20 protein-coding genes are annotated in these 19,498 nt (G+C 44.9%); 11 read left to right on the forward strand and 9 right to left on the reverse strand.

What is annotated here, in order from left to right:
* Positions 1–153 precede the first annotated feature (153 nt).
* The 5 genes from rimK to L5L97_RS05085 all read left to right on the forward strand — a co-directional run bounded on the left by rimK (position 154) and on the right by L5L97_RS05085 (position 3,189).
* Positions 154–1,059, forward strand: a complete 906-nt coding sequence (gene rimK, locus L5L97_RS05065; RefSeq protein WP_006081851.1) for a 30S ribosomal protein S6--L-glutamate ligase — start codon at positions 154–156, stop codon at positions 1,057–1,059.
* 113 nt (positions 1,060–1,172) lie between these two features.
* Positions 1,173–1,370, forward strand: coding sequence for a Fe-S cluster assembly protein IscX (iscX, locus tag L5L97_RS05070; protein ID WP_028759821.1), 198 nt, complete (start codon positions 1,173–1,175; stop codon positions 1,368–1,370).
* Between the two features lie 217 nt (positions 1,371–1,587).
* Positions 1,588–1,755, forward strand: coding sequence for a hypothetical protein (locus tag L5L97_RS05075; protein ID WP_081729028.1), 168 nt, complete (start codon positions 1,588–1,590; stop codon positions 1,753–1,755).
* Positions 1,756–1,952: 197 nt separating this feature from the next.
* Positions 1,953–2,384, forward strand: a complete 432-nt coding sequence (ndk, locus tag L5L97_RS05080; protein WP_011789197.1) for a nucleoside-diphosphate kinase — start codon at positions 1,953–1,955, stop codon at positions 2,382–2,384.
* A gap of 361 nt (positions 2,385–2,745) precedes the next feature.
* Positions 2,746–3,189: an Hsp20 family protein gene (locus tag L5L97_RS05085; protein WP_028759822.1), complete on the forward strand. Its 444-nt coding sequence runs from the start codon at positions 2,746–2,748 to the stop codon at positions 3,187–3,189.
* A gap of 97 nt (positions 3,190–3,286) precedes the next feature.
* Here the strand turns inward: L5L97_RS05085 and ilvN are convergent, their stop codons facing one another.
* The 3 genes from ilvN to L5L97_RS05100 form a co-directional block, all read right to left on the reverse strand.
* Entirely contained in the window at positions 3,287–3,781 is a 495-nt protein-coding gene (gene ilvN, locus L5L97_RS05090; RefSeq protein WP_028759823.1) for an acetolactate synthase small subunit, read from the reverse strand.
* Positions 3,781–5,499 (reverse strand): acetolactate synthase 3 large subunit, encoded by a 1,719-nt coding sequence (locus tag L5L97_RS05095; protein WP_105252618.1) that lies wholly within the window; start codon positions 5,497–5,499, stop codon positions 3,781–3,783. The genes ilvN and L5L97_RS05095 overlap by 1 nt, the downstream gene beginning before the upstream one ends.
* Positions 5,500–6,032: 533 nt before the next feature.
* The gene (locus L5L97_RS05100) at positions 6,033–7,256 is read right to left on the reverse strand and encodes a multidrug effflux MFS transporter (RefSeq protein WP_263181323.1); all 1,224 of its coding nucleotides are present in this window, start codon (positions 7,254–7,256) and stop codon (positions 6,033–6,035) included.
* Positions 7,257–7,708: 452 nt separating this feature from the next.
* Between L5L97_RS05100 and L5L97_RS05105 the strand changes: the two genes are divergently transcribed.
* Positions 7,709–9,583 (forward strand): choice-of-anchor I family protein, encoded by a 1,875-nt coding sequence (locus tag L5L97_RS05105; protein WP_263181324.1) that lies wholly within the window; start codon positions 7,709–7,711, stop codon positions 9,581–9,583.
* Positions 9,584–9,776: 193 nt separating this feature from the next.
* On the opposite strand, the gene L5L97_RS05110 is transcribed toward L5L97_RS05105, so the two are convergent.
* The gene (locus L5L97_RS05110; protein ID WP_263181325.1) at positions 9,777–11,135 is read right to left on the reverse strand and encodes a PLP-dependent aminotransferase family protein; all 1,359 of its coding nucleotides are present in this window, start codon (positions 11,133–11,135) and stop codon (positions 9,777–9,779) included.
* Positions 11,136–11,227: 92 nt separating this feature from the next.
* Between L5L97_RS05110 and L5L97_RS05115 the strand changes: the two genes are divergently transcribed.
* On the forward strand, positions 11,228–11,854 hold the full coding sequence (locus tag L5L97_RS05115; RefSeq protein WP_028760074.1) for a LysE family translocator: 627 nt from the start codon (positions 11,228–11,230) through the stop codon (positions 11,852–11,854).
* Positions 11,855–12,038: 184 nt separating this feature from the next.
* Complete coding sequence (locus L5L97_RS05120) at positions 12,039–13,796, forward strand: SulP family inorganic anion transporter (RefSeq protein ID WP_105252613.1); 1,758 nt, start codon at positions 12,039–12,041, stop codon at positions 13,794–13,796.
* Between the two features lie 132 nt (positions 13,797–13,928).
* On the opposite strand, the gene L5L97_RS05125 is transcribed toward L5L97_RS05120, so the two are convergent.
* Both L5L97_RS05125 and L5L97_RS05130 read right to left on the reverse strand, forming a co-directional pair.
* Positions 13,929–14,126 carry a hypothetical protein gene (locus L5L97_RS05125; RefSeq protein WP_028760072.1) on the reverse strand — a complete coding sequence of 66 codons (198 nt, stop codon included), beginning with the start codon at positions 14,124–14,126 and terminating at the stop codon, positions 13,929–13,931.
* Between the two features lie 187 nt (positions 14,127–14,313).
* Positions 14,314–14,970: a glutathione S-transferase gene (locus tag L5L97_RS05130; protein WP_263181327.1), complete on the reverse strand. Its 657-nt coding sequence runs from the start codon at positions 14,968–14,970 to the stop codon at positions 14,314–14,316.
* Between the two features lie 144 nt (positions 14,971–15,114).
* Between L5L97_RS05130 and L5L97_RS05135 the strand changes: the two genes are divergently transcribed.
* The 3 genes from L5L97_RS05135 to L5L97_RS05145 all read left to right on the forward strand — a co-directional run bounded on the left by L5L97_RS05135 (position 15,115) and on the right by L5L97_RS05145 (position 17,104).
* Entirely contained in the window at positions 15,115–15,288 is a 174-nt protein-coding gene (locus L5L97_RS05135; protein ID WP_198573292.1) for a hypothetical protein, read from the forward strand.
* Positions 15,289–15,335: 47 nt separating this feature from the next.
* The gene (locus L5L97_RS05140) at positions 15,336–16,340 is read left to right on the forward strand and encodes a rhodanese-related sulfurtransferase (RefSeq protein ID WP_263181328.1); all 1,005 of its coding nucleotides are present in this window, start codon (positions 15,336–15,338) and stop codon (positions 16,338–16,340) included.
* Positions 16,341–16,636: 296 nt separating this feature from the next.
* A complete protein-coding gene (locus L5L97_RS05145; RefSeq protein ID WP_263181329.1) occupies positions 16,637–17,104 on the forward strand; it encodes a hypothetical protein in 468 nt (155 codons plus the stop codon).
* Between the two features lie 166 nt (positions 17,105–17,270).
* Here the strand turns inward: L5L97_RS05145 and L5L97_RS05150 are convergent, their stop codons facing one another.
* The 3 genes from L5L97_RS05150 to kdnB all read right to left on the reverse strand — a co-directional run bounded on the left by L5L97_RS05150 (position 17,271) and on the right by kdnB (position 19,479).
* Positions 17,271–17,528 (reverse strand): DUF2897 family protein, encoded by a 258-nt coding sequence (locus tag L5L97_RS05150; protein ID WP_219251555.1) that lies wholly within the window; start codon positions 17,526–17,528, stop codon positions 17,271–17,273.
* Between the two features lie 45 nt (positions 17,529–17,573).
* A complete protein-coding gene (gene kdsB / locus L5L97_RS05155; RefSeq protein WP_012197229.1) occupies positions 17,574–18,311 on the reverse strand; it encodes an 8-amino-3,8-dideoxy-manno-octulosonate cytidylyltransferase KdsB in 738 nt (245 codons plus the stop codon).
* A 97-nt stretch (positions 18,312–18,408) separates the two neighbouring features.
* The gene (gene kdnB / locus L5L97_RS05160) at positions 18,409–19,479 is read right to left on the reverse strand and encodes a 3-deoxy-alpha-D-manno-octulosonate 8-oxidase KdnB (RefSeq protein ID WP_113939602.1); all 1,071 of its coding nucleotides are present in this window, start codon (positions 19,477–19,479) and stop codon (positions 18,409–18,411) included.
* Between the last annotated feature and the right edge of the window lie 19 nt (positions 19,480–19,498).

The raw sequence follows: 19,498 nt of genomic DNA on the forward strand, positions 1-19,498 counted from the left end.
GTCGCGGTAATTGTTAAAACCAGTCCATGTGACTGGTTTTTTGCTTTTGGCGTTGAGCATTTGTGCAACTAATCTTGTCTATGCCTCTAGTTGTTTGATTTATCCCTGCGCAGGCGTATTATGCGCTCAAAATTAATGGTTGCCGGAGACCAAATGAGAATAGCGATCTTATCGCAAGGGCCTGAGCTATATTCAACGAAGCGACTCGTTGAAGCGGCGCAATTACGTGGTCATGAAGTACACGTAATTAATCCCCTTGAATGTTATATGAATATCAACATGCGGCAATCGAGTATCCACATTGGTGGGCGAGAGTTACCTGCATTTGATGCAGTGATCCCCCGTATTGGGGCGTCGATTACCTTTTATGGCTCGGCGGTGTTGCGCCAATTTGAGATGATGGGCGTCTATGCTTTAAATGATTCTGTAGGGATCTCGCGCTCACGTGACAAATTGCGTTCTATGCAGTTGATGTCACGCCGCGGCATTGGCTTGCCCATTACGGGTTTTGCCAATAAACCGAGTGATATTCCCGACTTAATTGATATGGTGGGTGGCGCGCCTCTGGTGATTAAATTACTCGAAGGCACCCAAGGTATTGGCGTGGTATTAGCCGAGACCCGTAAAGCGGCTGAGAGCGTGATTGAAGCCTTTATGGGCCTTAAAGCCAACATTATGGTGCAGGAATATATCAAAGAGGCTAATGGTGCAGACATTCGCTGCTTTGTGCTCGGCGATAAAGTGATTGCCGCCATGAAGCGTCAAGCTATGCCCGGTGAGTTCCGCTCTAACTTGCACCGTGGTGGCACGGCAAGTTTAGTCAAATTAACCCCAGAGGAACGCTCAGTCGCCATTCGTGCGGCTAAGACCATGGGGCTCAATGTCGCTGGCGTTGACTTGCTACGCTCAAACCACGGTCCTGTGATCATGGAAGTGAACTCTTCACCCGGTCTTGAAGGAATTGAAGGCGCCACCACGAAAGATGTGGCGGGTGCTATTATTGATTTTGTTGAAAAAAATGCGATAAAAGTAAAAAAGGTGACGCAAGCACAGGGTTAATGCTCTTGCTGTCGAGTATTGACTGCGGAATATCAACACTTGATTCACCTCCTTATGGGTAACGCCGTTTAGCCAGAACTTACCCATTAAAGCGAACCGAATAGGGGCAAACGATGACATTAACTTGGATAGATTCGTTAGATATTGCGTTGGAATTACTCGAAGCACACCCAGAAGTGAATCCCACTCAGCTGCATTTCACCCAATTGTATGAGTGGGTGTTAGCTTTGAATGATTTTGCTGATGATCCTAAGCATTGCAATGAAAAAATACTGGAAGCAATTCAGCAGTGTTGGATTGATGAAAAGTAGTGAGCACAGTTGTGGTACGGCTTTTTATGTGAGGCATCTTGTCCTTCAGAAGATTAACTAAGGTGATTTACCTCACGTATTTGCAGTGGCGCAGAGAATATTTCGCGAGAGTTTGATCACAGTCAAGTTCATTTTCAGTGGATATCGTAATTTGTTGTATATTGGTTAAGGCATTTATATGGCTTAACTTTATTATCGCAACTGCAAGGATGTTCACATGAAACTTTTGCTTGTATTGTTATGTATGCTTGTCCCTTCAATGGCTTGGGCTCATCCAGGTCATGGCGGTGTCGGTTTATTCCATCACTTATTAGATCTTGCACCCGCAGTCATTTTAGTCGCTTTGATTGCATGGGCTGGTATTTGGGCAAAAAACAAAAAATAATCCCATTTTTTAATGAGTTAATGAACCCTGCTAAGGATTTATCCTCCTAGCGGGGTATTTTGTGTGATCAAACTGATTACGAATAAAGCGAATGTGCGCAATATCTCAGACTAATTTGCTATAAAGATAGGATTTAGCTTTTAAATTTCGTATAATCCGCGCGAATTTTTTAAACTTGCTGACAAAGGAAGCTAGTTATGGCGATCGAACGCACATTTTCTATTATCAAGCCAGATGCTGTTGCAAAAAACCACATCGGTGCTATCTACAATCGTTTTGAAACTGCTGGTCTTAAGATCGTTGCAGCTAAAATGTTACACCTGACCAAAGAACAAGCTGAAGGTTTCTATGCTGAGCATAGCGAGCGCGGTTTCTTCGGTGCTCTGGTTGCATTTATGACTTCTGGTCCAATCATGGTCCAAGTATTAGAAGGCGAAAACGCTGTTTTAGCTCACCGTGAAATTTTAGGTGCAACTAATCCTGCTCAAGCAGCTCCTGGTACTATCCGTGCTGATTTCGCAGAAAGCATTGACGAAAACGCGGCTCACGGTTCAGATGCTGTTGAATCTGCTGCTCGTGAAATTGCTTACTTCTTCAGCGCTGAAGAATTGTGTCCACGCACTCGTTAATTCGATGCTAAGACTGAAAAAGGAGCCTAGGCTCCTTTTTTATTGGCTGCAATTTAGCGAATATAGATTTCCGTGTTGCAATGACGCTAATGCCTCTATACAAATCACACGTCAATTCAAAGTATTAAAATTAATAAGAGTTCGTTTTTGTTGGTCTTTTTAAATTTTGCACATTTTTTTAATTTTCTTGCTTGAAATTTTCTCTCCCGTCCTTATATCTATTTCAGGATAGCTCGATGAGGATCCTAGTGTGAATTCTGTGCCGTAAGGGCAGAAGATTTAACTCGGCAGACTCTACAAGCGTTTTCATCGTGAAAACCGTCCGCCAATTCTCCATATTGCTTAAGACAAGGATATGAATATGCGTAATTATGATCTAGCTCCCCTGTACCGTAGTGCCATTGGTTTTGACCGTTTAGCTCAGCTGGCAGAACATGCCGCCGCTAATAATGGCAATACTGGCTATCCCCCATATAACATTGAATTATTAGGCGAAAATCGCTATCGCATTACTATGGCCGTGGCCGGATTCTCAATGAATGAACTTGAGATCAGCAGTGAAGGTGAGAAATTACTGGTGAAAGGCAACAAAGCTGAAAGCCAAACCGAGCGTAAATACTTGTACCAAGGCATAGCGGAACGCGGTTTTGAGCGCACTTTCCAACTGGCAGACTATGTCACTGTGCTCGGCGCAAGTTTAGAAAATGGCTTACTCAATATTGATTTAGTGCGTGAAATCCCTGAAGCATTGAAACCACGCAAAATTGAGATCACTTCATCGCGCTTGCTAGACAGCCAGTCATAATTGACACTGTGGTAACCACCTAAAAACAAGGGGAGCATAATGCTCCCCTTGTTTTTGTGTTCACGCAAAAAATGTCCGCGAGATTTCCGTGAGAAAGTTACGCTTTCATGGCCTTTTCTCCGCGAGCCAAACCCACCACACCGGAGCGAGAGACTTCGACCAATTTAGTCACTTCACCTAGCGCATGAATAAACGCATCGAGTTTCTCTGATGTGCCGACCATTTGGATGGTATATAAATTGGCGGTGACATCGACAATCTGGCCGCGGAAAATGTCCGCCATCCGTTTAACTTCTTCCCTAAACTCGCCTTGGGCGCGGACCTTGATAAGGGCTAATTCGCGTTCAATATAAGCTGACTCGGTAATATTCGAAACTTTTAACACATCGATGAGTTTATGTAGCTGCTTCTCTATTTGCTCTAACACCATTTCATCGGCAACGACTGTGATGTTAAGCCGCGACAGTGTGATATCGTCCGTTGGCGCCACCGTTAAACTTTCAATGTTATAGCCGCGCTGTGAAAACAAACCGACCACACGAGAAAGGGCGCCGGATTGGTTTTCTAATAATACAGATATAATTCGACGCATTAGCATTTCTCCGTCTTGGTCAGCCACATTTCATTCATCGCACCACCACGGATCAACATTGGGTACACGTGCTCAGTTTCATCCACCATGATGTCGATAAAGACCAGTCTGTCTTTCATCGCCAGCGCTTCTGCCATTTTTGACTCAAGTTCGGCGGGATCGCTGATCGTCATACCTACATGGCCATAGGCCTCGGCAATTTTGGCAAAATTAGGTACTGAATCCATATAGGAATGTGAGTGACGGCCAGAGTAAATCATGTCCTGCCATTGTTTAACCATGCCAAGGAAACGATTGTTTAAGTTGATAATTTTAACCGGCGTATCATATTGCAGCGCGGTCGAAAGCTCTTGAATGTTCATCTGGATTGAACCATCTCCCGTGACACAGACAACCGTGGCATCAGGCATCGCCATTTTAACCCCCATCGCGGCGGGTAGGCCAAACCCCATGGTGCCTAGACCCCCTGAATTGATCCAGCGGCGCGGCTTATCGAACGGATAGTACAAGGCGGCAAACATCTGGTGCTGGCCAACATCAGAGGCGACATAGGCATCGCCATTGGTCAGCTTATACAAGGTTTCAATCACTTGCTGTGGTTTGATGCGACCACTGTTTTTGTCATAGGCCAGACAATCGCGGCCGCGCCATTGCTCAATATCATTCCACCAAGTGGCGATGGCATCGTTGTCATTGTGCTCGTTCGATTCATCTAACAGTGTCAACATGCTGTCTAAAATACTGTCGGCCGACCCTACGATGGGAATATCGACGTGGATAGTTTTTGAAATAGACGAGGGGTCGATATCTATGTGCAAAATGGTCGCGTTCGGGCAATATTTTTCCACATTATTAGTGGTTCTATCGTCGAAGCGCACACCAATACCGAAGATCAAATCGCAGTTATGCATTGTCATGTTGGCTTCGTAGCGACCGTGCATCCCTAACATGCCTAGGCTGTTTTTGTGGGTACTTGGAAAGGCACCCAGTCCCATGAGTGTGCTGACGACGGGAATATTTAATCTCTCAGCTAATTGTAAAATTTGCTTATCACAACCTGAGATAATGGCGCCGCCACCGACATAGAGCACAGGCTTTTTAGCCGCTAATAGTGCCTGTAGTCCACGACGGATCTGTCCTTTATGCCCCGAGGTTGTCGGGTTGTATGAGCGCATTTTCACGCTTTCGGGATAAATATATTCGTGCAGCAGCGCTGGGTTTAAGCAATCTTTTGGCAGGTCGACGACCACAGGCCCAGGACGGCCGGTAGAGGCAATATAAAAGGCTTTTTTTATCGTTTCAGGGATTTGAGTGGGATCTTTAACTAAAAAGCTGTGTTTGACCACAGGACGAGAGATACCGATCATATCGCATTCTTGGAAAGCATCATTACCGATAAGGTTGCTCGGTACTTGACCCGATAATACTACGAGGGGAATAGAGTCCATGTAGGCGGTGGCAATACCGGTAATCGCGTTGGTGGCACCGGGTCCTGAGGTGACTAATACCACGCCCACTTTACCCGTTGCACGGGCGTAGCCATCGGCCATGTGCACGGCAGCTTGTTCGTGGCGAACGAGTATGTGTTCAATACCTGGGATAACGTGCAGGGCATCGTAGATATCTAAAACTGAACCGCCAGGATAGCCAAAAATGTGTTTTACGCCTTCATCAATCAAAGAACGCACTATCATGCTGGCGCCGGATAACATCTCCATGTGGAACTCCTATTGCATAGTACCGTTACGGTAAACAGTATTTTGTTACAGCGACGGTAATCGCTCTAAAAATTAAGCCTGAAGGGTAATTCAGGCTCCGAAATGCTGAACTGACTTCGTAGAAGACAAGTGATTCATCCTTAGGATGCAGCAACTGTTGCAATGAACAGAATTTCATCATATTCAAAAAAAACAACATTTCAAGCCTTTTATGTAAAAAATAACCAACTTGAAACAATTTCACGTTTGAATGGCTGGAGAACTTGCTGGAATCGCCAAGTAATCTAGGCTGATTTATGGGCTTATCTTATATTTTTCAGATTGTTAGATGCTTAAAAAGCAAAAACGGCACTAAAAGTGCCGTTTTGGTGTGGGACGTTAGATAAGCAGATACTTAACTATTGCGATTAAATATTACTTATTTGCTATATTTAGTGAAAGCCAATGCGCTGTTTTCACGCGATCAAACATGTGTTGTAGATGAGGCATTGGCATCCATGATTTCTTAAAAATAGACCCTTAAAAATAAATCCTTAAACCGTCGGCTGCGTTTGATGTTTTGGACGATTGAATTGGCAAATACCGACTAACACAATAGAGCCTAACATAAGGGCGGAGAAGGGCACTGCTGTGCCATCATAGAACACCGCTAATAATGGCCCCGCTAGCGCGCCACAGCCAAATCTTAAGGTGCCAATAACCGCCGTTGCCGTTCCGGTTTCTTGTTTGAACTTCATCAGCACTATCGCATCGGCGTTGACCGACATCACCCCTAGGCTGCCCATCAAAGGAATAAGCATGATCACGGTAAAATGATAGCTCATATCCAGTAGGTTGACCGTTAATAAACCAGCCCCCGCAATAGCGCCAAAAAAGGTCGATACGTGCAACATACGCAGCGAACCATAGCGGCCGACAATGCGAGTATTAATGATATTGGCCAACATCAAGGCGCCAACGTTGGTGCTAAACAAGATGGCAAAATAGGATTTATCTAAGGCAAAGACTTCCATATAAACGAAGGGTGATGCGGTGAGATAACAGAAAAACGCAAAAGACGTTAACACGCCGCTGGCAATGTTCAACTTAACGCCAGGTCGGGAAAATACGGTCGCATAGGCACCAAGAAATGATTTTTGGCTGCGGGTATCCATATCTTTATCGCTGGGCATTTTTAGCGCAAACAGCACGAGTAATAACAGGGTCGCGGCATAGGCAGATTGAATGAAGAAGATTAAATGCCAATCACCGAGTTCTAAGATAACGCTGCCAATACTAGGGGCCAGTAATGGCGCTAACATCATGATTAAACTCACGTAAGACATACCTTTGGCGGTATTGTCGCCATAGACTTCTTTTATGTATCCCGGTACCACCACAGTCGCTGCTGCGCCGATAAAGGCCTGCAAAAAGCGTAACCCAAGAAAGATTTCGACTTGACCAGCAAACCCAATCAGTAAACTGGTTAGCATAAAGCCACTCAGCCCCATTATCACCATAGGGCGACGGCCAATGCGGTCAGCTAAGGGGCCAAAACACAACATGCCCAGTGCATAGCCTGCTAAGTAGATACTCAGGGACTGTTGCACTGTTGTGATATCGGTATGAAAACTAAGGGCCAATGTCGACATCGCAGGTAAGTACATGTCGATGGCCAATGGTGTGATCGCGACAATCGCCGCTAGCATGGGAATAAGCAGTGCTAAATTCGGTATACGTCTACCGTTATGGGCAGAAGGTTGTGATTGTGGGTCCACTGTTACCTCGGGTGGCGAAAGAATTGAAAGCGTATTTCTCAGGGTTATGCGGCGTGGTTTAAATTGTACTAGGACAATTCACTCTAATCCGTCCATTTTTAGCCAGCATCTTGCGCTAATTGGCAGTGTTTGGGGAAAAGTGAATTGTGCTTCGATCAATTTTCACGGTAAGGCATTAAGCAATAGCATAGTAAAGCGCTAGGACAAATAAACCAATCTTTGCGATGATTTCTTTACCGTATTTTACCGATTAAATTGTAACTAAGTAGCAAGTCTCGATAATCGAGGCATAACCTTGGCGGCTCGAGTCGTTATCCTCCAATATGCTTCATTCAAAAGTGTTAGTTGTCATCTGAGTGTCACTGCTTTGTCATCTAGGTGTCTTTTATGCTGACTAATTTAGTGGGCTTTAGCTTCACCCTACTAAAAATAAAATATTCAGGAATGACACGATGAAAACACAACGACTCCCGCTTGCAGCCGCCATTATGGCGAGCTTATTACTCGGAGCTTGCAGCGGTGATGATGGCGCAGCAGGTGATAAAGGCGACAACGGCTTAAATTCACTGGTTAAAGTGACCGCATTAACTATCGGTGATGCAAATTGTCCCGCCGGTGGTCAGCGTATCGATACCGGATTAGATGCCAACCATAATGGACAATTGGATGACAATGAAATTGCGGTCGCGCAAACCCAATATGTTTGCCAGCCACAAACTGCAAGCTTAAAAGCTGAGTTAATTGGTCGTCATCAGACTGGCGTTTATGGCTTAAGTGCCGCCGAAATCGTTGAATATCACAGTGCATCTAACCGTATTTTTGTGGTCAATGCGATTAGCGGCAAAGTCGATATTATCGATGGCAGCTTATTAGCGACTGCATCAAACGCCACAGATCCTTTAGCATTGAATAATCTCGACAAATTAGCAGAACTCGATGTTGCTAAGGATGTGGGTCAAACCTTTATGGGTAGCGTTAACAGCGTGAGTATTTCAGGCAACTTGTTAGCGGCTGCCATTGAGCGTGGTGACGCTGCAGGCAATAAAACCCAAGCCAATGGTTTTGTGGCTTTTTATCATCTTAACGGCACAGATGCTCCGCAGTTTATCAGCGCCGTCGAAGTCGGTGCTTTACCCGATAATGTGGTGTTCACCCACGACGGTAAAACCTTACTCGTGGCCAATGAAGGCGAACCTAATCCTGCTTATACCTTAGATCCTGAAGGCAGTGTTGCGTTGATTGCGATTACTGACGGTAAGCCCGCAGCTACTGCGACCATCATAAATTTTAGTGCGTTTAATCAGGGCGGTGCGCGTGCAACTGAAATCACCGCAGACATTAAAATTAATGGCCCAATGGCGAGTGTGGCGCAGGATTTAGAACCTGAATATATCGCCATTAGCCATAATAACCGCCGTGCATTTGTCAGTTTACAAGAGAACAATGCTATTGCCGTGATTGATATCGCCAATGCGAAAGTCTCTAAGATTTTACCGCTAGGCCTCAAATATTACGGACTTGATGTGAATAAAATTGATGCGAGTGACAAAGATAATCTTGTGAACTTGCAAAGCTACACAGGGGTGTACGGCATGTATCAACCCGATACCCTTGCTAGCTACCGTTGGAATAACACTGACTTTATTGTAACTGCGAATGAAGGTGACTCCCGTGACTATGCGGCTTTTTCGGAAGAAGCCCGCGCAGGGGATTTAGTGCTCGACCCGAATCACCCACAATTTGCCGCCGCAAAAGATAAAACCCAATTAGCGCGTCTCAAGGTAACGACGAGCATGGGGGACGATGATAAGGATGGCGACTACGACAAAGTCGTGAGCTTTGGTGCTCGTTCATTCTCGATTTGGAATGCTGATGGTCAGCAAGTGTTTGACAGTGGCAGTGATTTTGAACGTATTACCGCCGCACTACTGGGGGATAAGTTCAACAATAACAACGAAGAAAATAAAGGTGATAGTCGCAGCGATGACAAGGGGCCAGAGCCAGAAGCTTTAGCCCTAGGCCAAATTGGTCAACGACTATATGCCTTTGTTGGTTTAGAACGTACCTCTGGCTTTATGATCTATGACGTGACTAATCCTTTCGATGTGCATTTTGTCGACTATGTTGTGAACCGTGATTTTGAAGCTGACTTCGTTGTTGATACTGATACGGGTGAAGTTAAGGGGGATGCAACATTGGCGGGGGATTTAGGGCCAGAAGGGATGAAATTTGTCAGTGCCGATAAAAGCCCTAGCGGTAATCCTTTGTTAATCATAGGCAATGAAGTTAGTGGCACCACGAGTGTTTACCAACTTAAGATTAAATAGTGGTGCAATAGTAAACTATAGCTAATGGCTCACCGATAGTTCATCAAGCTTGTCAGTAACACCAGCGCCAGTAGCATGTATGCTACTGGCGCTTTTTTATTCACTCTTCTACAAAATTCGCCATTTTGTGTGAATTAACTTCATCTGAAATGGCGCATAAAAATTGGCTGAGCTTAATGGTCTTTAAGCGCTTTTACACCACTGAATAAGCATTTTGCACTAAGGAACGTATGGTCGATTCTATGCATTCAACCGCGAGATTGAATTGAGTGTCGTTTTCGGCGCCACCAAGGCTCAAGCGGATAAAATTATCATGGCAATTAAAGTCATCACCATTACGGACTAATATGCCTTTTGCGGCCAGTGCGGTAACGAGGTGATGGGCTTTGATATCTTCTGGCAGTTGTATCCAACCGTTTAACCCTCGCCAAGTTTGGGTTAATCCCAGCCGTTCGCCCATAGCGATACAGTGACTTTGGCGTTGACGTACGAGCGTATCTCGTTCTGCAGTAATATGACCTTTCTTTATCAACTGACAGGCAATTTCAATATTCAGCGGCGACACCATCCAGCATTGGCTATGAATAGCGAGTCGCACTTGGGCGATTAGTTGGTCAGGAACCAGAATAAAGCCTTGCCTTAAGCCGCCAGAAAACAATTTTGACAGGCTGGAAATATAAATCACCCGTGGTATCACCAGCTGTTTTGCTAATTGCCACAGGGGCGAATGCCATTCTTCAGGTAAACAATAATTCACGTCATCTTCAATGATATAGAATTGATATTGCTCTGATAATTCAAGGATTTTCTGCCGCTGTGATTCACTGTACTGAATGCAAGTGGGGTTTTGATTATTCAGCGTGAGATAGACTAATTTAGGGTTGTGGATCTGTAATAGGGCTTCAAAGCGCGGCAGATCTAATCCTTCGTGGGTAAGGGGCACTCCAACGCTAGTGACACCAAGCTGTTTAGCACAAATTCTCACGCCTGGATAACTGTATTGCTCGTGTAACAGTACATCGCCTGTTGATAAAAATGCGCTCAAACAGGCAAAAATGGCTTGCTGGCCGCCATGGGTAAAGACCAGTTGCTCGGGTGTTTGCTGTATACCGCGTTGGTTTAACCATTGGTGGAACACTTGTTGGTGTTGATCTAATGGACTGGCGCGATAACCGAGTAACTGACTCAATTTAGTGGGGTCTTTCGCTAATTGGCTGAGGCAATCGCTTAGGGTGCTGATTTGATCTGTGAGTGGCTGCTGACAGGTCGCCATATTCAATTGTACGTTACCCATTTCAGGTACAGGGGAGGCGTTGACATAGGTGCCATCTCCCACTCGTGCTTCGACGTAACCCCTTTGTTCCGCCAATGCATAGGCGCGGGTCACGGTGCCAATAGTGATGCCTAAGGCATCGGCTAAACGGCGCTGTGGTGGCAGTTTACTGCCTTGGGTTAACACCTTCTGCAAAATGCCTTGTTCTATGGCACTGACTAAGCGCTGATATTTCGGGCCTGAAAAAGTCGTTAGGTCTGGTGTCCAGATTGTACCCATGACAATAAATCCATTGATCTCTAATATTCTCCGTATATTATTTATTGCATCTTTTTATGTCAACAAATGTATGCATACAATTTAAGGCGAATATGAATACTGCACTGCTTTATGATCCACAATTATGGACTTTAATGGCCTCGACCGCGCTGTTTTGCGCGACGATGACAATGACTCCAGGACCGAACAATATTCTCTTGGCTAGCTCTGGAGCGCATTTTGGTGTGCTGCGTACCGTGCCACATATTGCAGGGATCCGCTTGGGTTCGACCTCTTTACATCTTGCGGTATTATTCGGCCTCGGTACCTTGTTTGAAGCATTACCGGTATTGCACCAAGTATTGAAATATTTTGCTTTAGCATATTTGCTGTATCTCGCGTACAAATTAGTGACGTCGCCAGTGCAGAGCACGCATTTGGATGATGGGCGAAAACCTATGACGCTCATTGAAGCTGCATTATTTCAATGGATTAACCCTAAATCTTGGATGTCGACGATTACCCTGTGTAGCGCTTTTACATTAAGTGGCGATGGCTTTTGGTTGAGTGCGTTTCTTGGCGTATTAATGTTCAACATAGTGGGATTTCCTGCATCATTTACTTGGGTATTTGTCGGTGCAGCGATCAGTAAGAAACTCAATACCGATAGACGTAAGCGCCATTTTAATTGGTTTATGGGCAGCTTGCTCTTAGTGTCATTACCTATGATATTACGCTAGCTTGGCTTGAATTAAGTGCCTAAGCCTATAAATATTCTGAGGAAGACACTCGCGTAATGATTGGCTTTATGCCATAACCAACATACTATTGATGGCTTTTTAGGTAATGACCTTTTAGCTGAACATTTTCAGTCTCAGTTATACTTGTTGCTTATCTTGATAGTGTGTATATGGAGGTTGCCGAGTGAAGTTCCCTAGTTTGATTTCGTTTATGCCGGGATTGGCGCAATTATTACAATATGAAAAGCAATGGCTTAGGGATGATGTGCGCGCAGGCTTATCCGTTGCCGCTGTGGCATTACCCGTAGCGATTGCTTATGCCCAGCTCACTGGTGTGAATGCTGCCGTGGGTTTGTATTCCTGCGTATTACCAATGTTGGTATACGCACTATTTGGCACCTCAAAACAATTAATCGTGGGTCCAGATGCGGCGACTTGTGCTGTTATCGCCGCGGTTGTCACGCCCCTAGCTGCAGGGGATAGTATGAAGCACTGGCAGTTAGTGATGACCATGACGGCCATGACAGGCTTTTGGTGCTTGATTGCGAGTCGTTTTAGGCTAGGGGTTCTCGCCGATTTTCTATCAAAACCGATTTTGATGGGACTGCTTAATGGTGTTGCAATTACTATTATCGTGGGACAGTTTTCAAAAATATTCGGTTTTACCTTCGATGAGCGTTATCTAATCGAACGCCTCAGCGGTGCGCCTTCTTACTTATCCAAAACCCATTGGCCGACATTGACGATGGGGATTGTGACGCTAGCGACTTATGCCTTAGTGAAACGGTTTCGTCCTCAATGGCCTGCTTCTATGTGCGCAATGGCGATGGCGGCTTTCCTTGTTTGGGTGTTTAACCTGACGAGCTTTGATATTAGCGTCGTCGGAGAAGTGACCTCAGGATTACCTTCATTTCAAGCGCCTGTATTTGATTTAGGTATCGCCCGTGAGCTTGTGGTACCAGCGCTTAACTTAGCCATGGTGAGCTTTGTGAGTATGATGTTGACGGCTCGAAGCTTTGCGGCAAAAAACGGTTACGATATAGATGCCGATAAAGAGTTCAGGGCGTTAGGTATAGCCAATATAGCGTCAGCCATATCTCAAGGTTTTGCGGTGAGCGGCGCGGATTCCCGCACTGCGGTTAATGATGCCAATGGTGGTAAGAGCCAGTTAGTGTCTATCATTGCGGCGGTATTGATTGGTGTTGTGGCGCTATTTTTCACTGCGCCTTTGAAGTTTATCCCCAGTGCCGCCTTAGGTGTAGTGCTGGTGATTGCCTCTATCTCGCTTATCGATTTAAAGTCACTGTGGAATCTGCGAGTGCGGGATAGGTCTGCTTTTCTACTTGCCTGTATCACCTTGTTCTCTGTGTTGTTTATTGGGGTTATCCCTGGGATAACCTTGGCTGTATTACTGGGTTTATTCCAGTTCCTTGCTACTGTGATGCGGCCTACGGATCAAGTGCTTGGTTTAGATCATAAGGGCGTTATCCGCAGTGTCGATGAATCGGGTAAAGCTAAATCGGTTCCAGGAGTATTTATATATCGCTTTAATTCACCGTTAACTTACTTTAATGCGACGTATTTTAAGCGCCGTTTACTGGAAAAGTTTATTCGGGAATCTGAGCCTGTCGATTGCATCATTATTGATGCAGTGCCTTGTTTTACCCATTTGGATTTAAGTGTGATGGCCATGTTGGCTGATTTACATCAACTGCTTAAAAAACGTGGCGTTCGTTTAGTGCTTGCGGGACGTAAACGGCAGATGCTGAGTTGGTTTGAGCAAGCGGGCATGCAGACAGGGGAAGGTGGTATTTTGATCCGGCCAGATTTGTATCTCGCCCTTAAAATGAATCAAAGCTATAAACAAGCCTTGGCTGAAGGGCAAGCGCCTGTGATCCAAAAAGTTCCTGATGACTCGGTATTGTTGCACAGTCATTTGTAGTTAACTGTAATGCCTTGTTTGATTAAACAGGGTCATAAATAGCGCAGCTTAAGGTTGCGCTATTTTTTTGTCTTAATTTGATAAGTAAATCAATGGTATGACTGGTTTTTTGAAGGTATTTAGTTTTACCGTTTAGTCTTTGAGAATTCTATCTAGGGGAATAAAACCGTGAAAACCATAATAACCCATAGGGCCGAGTATCAGACTCAGTAGGCACCATAAGCACTTTTTGTTGGTGCTGAGATCCACTTTACTTTTGAAGGCCCGAAGGGCAAATAGACAATGCAATAGCACTAGGCCCCCAAGCATAATAACGATATTAATATCCATATTTTCCAACTGTCTTATCCTTGTGTTCTATCATTCACGTCCTTGAGTCTTTAGGCGTGGTTACTTTTCTTGAAAAGATTGTCTAGCTACGATTAGCTAAATTAGTTACCTAGTGGCAAATACCTTACTCGAATATTTTACCGATGGCTATAACATAAAATAAAAATAATCTTTAAATCTTATTGGCTTACACGTCTCCTAACAAGCAAATTGGAGAATGGCTAGCGTCCCAGATCACATATTTTTCCATCGAACGAATAAATATTTCACTCGAAATCAGTCGATTTAGCCAAGCGGCGACTCGCGGAAAATCATCACTCAGTGCACGTTTAAGATCCACTGCGGCAAACTGGCGTACAAAAGGTACGATTGCGTAGTCGGCAAGGCGAGGTGTATCGGCGACTAAAAAGGGGTGTTGCCCTAAGCATGTTTCAAGTTGCAGGAGGAAATGACTCGCTTGCTGATAATAATAAGCTTGCGTTTGCTCAGGGTAACGGTCGGCATATTTATAGCGGTCAAGCCATGGTTTAAATTGCTGATCATTTTGCGCGATAAGCTGTGTCATTTTATCTTCAATAGCAGGATTTTGCTGACACAATAGATCTAAGGGATCTGCTTGCGTGAGTGCCCAGCGCATGATCTCAAGACTTTCGGCAATCACCTCGCCGTTTGCTAGCACTAATACCGGCACAGTACCCTTAGGTGAGGCAGCTAGCATTTGTGGTGGTTTGGCTTTAAGGGTGATTTCACGGACTTCAACATTGCATTGGGCTAATAAGAGTCCCAAACGTGCTCGCATAGCATAGGGGCAACGGCGGAAGGTGTATAAGACGGCTAGAGTCATTCGGATTTCCTCTACTGTGCGGCGCCATGCGTGGAAGTTGATGCGACTAAAGCTGACGTCAGCATGTTTATGTATGCTTATTGACGACGCGAGTATGCCAATGCGAATGTTGCGTGCCAATCATGCAATATTCAAAGGGCACAGATGGTAACGCTTTCATACTGGGATTTCTGCTTAATTTGCCATCATAGAATGATTTTTCTCACCACTGTGCGTAAAGAATTAAAGACCCTGTATTTTATCTGTGTTTATCTTGCTGTGACTCAGGTAGAATTCCGCGCTATTTTTGGGATCTGCAGCAAGGCTGCAGATGATTGATTTGTTTATGCACTGGAAATTAAGTTCCAGCCAGCAAAGAGGGTGTTATGGCTAAAGTTGTCGTATGTGCGTTATATAAATTCGTGTCGTTACCGCATTTTGAATCTATCCGAGCGCCATTACTCGCTATGATGGAACAGGCCGAGATCAAAGGCACTCTGCTCCTCGCAAGTGAAGGGATCAATGGCACAGTTGCTGGCACTCAAGAAGCTATTGAAGCGTTATTAGTGTGGCTTAATAGCCAAAATGGCCTAGACAATATCGTTCACAAGCTGTCATTTGACGATGAAATGCCGTTCTACCGCACTAAAGTCAAGCTGAAAAACGAAATCGTGACTATGGGCGTCGAAGGTATTGACCCACTTAAAGTGGTTGGCACCTATGTGAAGCCTCAAGATTGGAATGCGCTGATTTCTGATCCGGACGTGATTTTAGTCGACACCCGTAACGACTATGAAGTGCAAATCGGCACCTTTAAGAATGCCATTAATCCTGTGACTGAAACCTTCAGAGAATTCCCTGAATATGTGAAGCAGAATCTTGATCCTGCTAAACATAAGAAGGTCGCCATGTTCTGTACTGGCGGTATTCGCTGTGAGAAATCAACTGCTTATTTAAAAGAGCAAGGCTTTGACGAGGTCTATCATCTCGAAGGCGGTATTCTTAAATACCTAGAAGAAGTGAAAGCGGAAGAAAGCCTGTGGGAAGGCGAGTGCTTTGTATTTGATAACCGCGTTGCGGTAAATCATGACTTGAAGAAAGGTCAATACGATCAATGTAATGCTTGCCGTATGCCAATCACCGAAGCTGAAAAACAGAGCCCTGCCTATGTGCAAGGTGTCAGTTGCCCATATTGTATCGATAAAATTTCTGACGAGCAGCGTAAACGTTTCGTTGAGCGTGAACGTCAAGTGAATCTGGCTAAAGCCCGTAATGAAGCGCATATCGGTAGCGATGTGAATCAAGTGATTGAAGCGCGCCGTGAGAAAAAAGAAGCGCAGCGTCGACTCGCCGCCGAGAAAAATAACGTGAAAAAATCGCAAGCGCTTTAACTTTATATGCCATTAGATGGGTCGTGAGTGAGTCATGAGTTCGCACTGAGCTCATTTCGTACTCAGGTAGCTTGCACTCTGGCCCGACTCGTTCGGGCCATTTTTTATGCCGATTTTAGTTTTAGTGTGAATGTGCTTTAAACCATTATTTATCATAGCGCTATGCCGAAAACCTTAAATTTATGATAACTTTCAGTCGCTAGTATTAAAAACGTTAGTATTAACAACGCTAGCATTTCAAAAAAGTCGAGTGCTATATACGAAGGGAGCGATTCAGTGCAAGGTAGGCAAAGCGCATGAGCATTTGGAAAGAGCTATACGATATTTTTGATAAGGAACGCAGTCGCTGGCAGCAATCGAGCGCCAGTAAGCAGGCGATTGCCTTCGAGTTAAAAGCCAATTTGGGTTTTCTGGCCGATGCGTTAAGCAGCTGTTTGTCGCAAAGTGCGATCGCCAGTGGTTTAGAATGCAGTATTTTTGAGGCAAAACTGAAAGAGGGCGCAGCACTCACTTCGTTAAATCGCCGTAAAGTGACACTGAAATTTATTGGTGAATTTGCCGAGTTTGCTAAATATGTCGGTAAAGAGAACGATGCTTTAGTCGAGAATGCTTACGCTAGAATCAAATCGCTGCAGAAGTTAGTCGCGGCTGAGCCCAATAAAAATCATGATCTTAAGATTAAATCCCTGTTTCGCTTTTTAGTCTTTTTAGTGGCGCACCTTGAGGAGCAGCCATTGAGTCGCACATCAGCGAAAAAAGCCTAAGGCTGATGAGTGGCATTGACTAGCTTGTTATTTGAGAGACAAAAAAGGCGCCTGTGGCGCCTTTTCTATGTTTGTGAACGTCATTGCTCAGTGTTTATAGCGCAGTCTTTAAAAGGCATGTTTAAGAGCCATCTTTAGACTCACTCTTTAAAAGCCGCCATTGAATTTAGCGCTTAGGTGGTTCAGTTTCGCTTTGATCTGCTTTATTGGGTTCTGAGTCCGCTGAACTTGGCTTGTTTGAAGCCGCATCGTCATCATTGTCTGCTGCCGAAGGCTTGGCAGTATCTGACTTTATCTGCTTATCTTTACCATGTTGACCGAACTGCGGCAGTTTGAACTTAGCACTGTACTTCAACGCAGCAAGATTGCTGGCGATGACACCGACGATCAAAATAATAATGATCCAGACTTCTAAGGTCGACATACTCAGCTCCTGTTTCGAATTGACTCGCGCACACCTAACGGGCGATTAATCAACCGCTAAACGTTGCTCACATTTACGAATGTCTTCTGGCGTATCAACTTCAATAGAATCAAAGGCGCTAATGGCGATTTTGATTTTATGGCCGTACTCTAATGCACGTAATTGCTCGAGTTTTTCCAGATCTTCTAGACGACCTAATGGTAGGGCGGCGAAGGCCTGTACGAATTTGCGTGTATAAGCATACACACCTAAGTGCTTATAAACGGGGTAATCTTGAGTATCGCGGCCAAAAGGAATACGCGAACGAGAGAAATACAAGGCGTAGTTGTTGTTATCGAACACCATCTTCACATGCATAGGATCGTCAAGCTCGGCTTTATTGACGATTTCAAAGCCTAAGGTGGCCATTTCAAACTCACCAGGGTGACGCTCGAAGAGGCTGATGACTTGCTCGATGGATGTTGGGTCAATAAGGGGTTGATCGCCCTGTAGGTTGATCACTAAATCGTCATCTTTCAGTCCCAGTTGGTTTATCGCATCATTGATACGATCTGTACCCGAGGCTGCATCTGGGCTGGTCATGACTACTTTGCCGCCAAAACCTTCAACGGCCGCTTTAATGCGATCATCATCGGTAGCGACGTAAATATTGGTGAGGCCTTTGGCTAACGACGCGCGTTCATACACGTGTTGGATCATTGGCTTGCCGTTAATCGGGGCTAAGGGTTTGCCCGGGAAGCGGCTTGAACCGTAACGAGCCGGGATTAACAGAGTCACATTCATCAAATTATCCTACTTTTATCAAAGATATACAGTGTAGATATACAATGCATATAGACAAAAGGGCTCACAATTGAGCCCTTTTAACATGTGTTAGAGCTTAGATGCGACGGAACAGCGCAGTCAACATTTCATCTGTGACTTTCTCTTCCCAACCCGCGCCGTAAACGTTAGCCCATAGTGGACCCATGCTCTTAGTCACGGCAACCATTTTCGCTATGGTTTCGTCTGGCAGATCTTTACAGATGTTCTTCGGCAGCGTGATGTTATGTTTCTTCATCATCAGACGGAACTCTTCAACGCCTTCTGGATAGAATTCTTCTAACACGTCAAAGGCGATACAGTTGCCGATACCGTGGTGGTAGCCGAGGATATAAGACAGACCGTAAGAAACCGCGTGACAGGCACCCACTTGGCTATAAGCTATGCTCATGCCGCCCATGAAAGACGCCATCATTAGCTTGTCGTCTTTTTCTACGTGGTCGTCTAAGTACACTTGGCGACATAAATCCATCGCTTTTTCAGCGTAGGATTTAGAGAACTCGTTTAAGAAGGTACCTTGTAAAGATTCAACACAGTGGATATAGCAATCCATACCTGTGTAGAACCATTGGTCCGTTTCTACGCCTTCGATTAACTCAGAATCCATGATGATTTGATCGAATACTGTGTAATCTGAGTTCAGGCCTAGCTTACGAACTGGACCACATAATACGGCGGTGCGTGACGCTTCTGCACCAGTACCAGAAATCGTTGGGATACCAATGTGGTGTACCGCTGGGTTCTTGATTAAGTCCCAACCTTGATACATAGCAGAGCCACCTGGGTTGGTCAGCATCAGCGATACCGCTTTAGCTACGTCCATGGTTGAACCGCCACCTAAACCGACGACGCTCACTGGCAGTTTGCTATTGAAAGCTTGAACTTGTTCAGTCAGGGCATCGATTTGAATTGTGCTTGGCTCTTCATCAACGTTAACCCAAATTACCATGTCTTGTGCTTTAGCTGGAATGCGGCCCTCAAGGGCTTTGCCTTGATGCACGTCATCGACTAAAAACACCACGAAATCGTCGGCGGTTTTACGTTCAGCAGCTAACACTTCATCCAATTGGACGAATGAGCCACGGCCGAAGATCATTTTTTCAACTACTTTAAAATTCTTAAAACTCATTGCAACAAACTCCCGTAGA

It is taken from the genome of Shewanella sp. SM71 (assembly GCF_025653905.1).
In the GTDB taxonomy this organism is placed as follows: Bacteria; Pseudomonadota; Gammaproteobacteria; order Enterobacterales; family Shewanellaceae; genus Shewanella; species Shewanella oncorhynchi.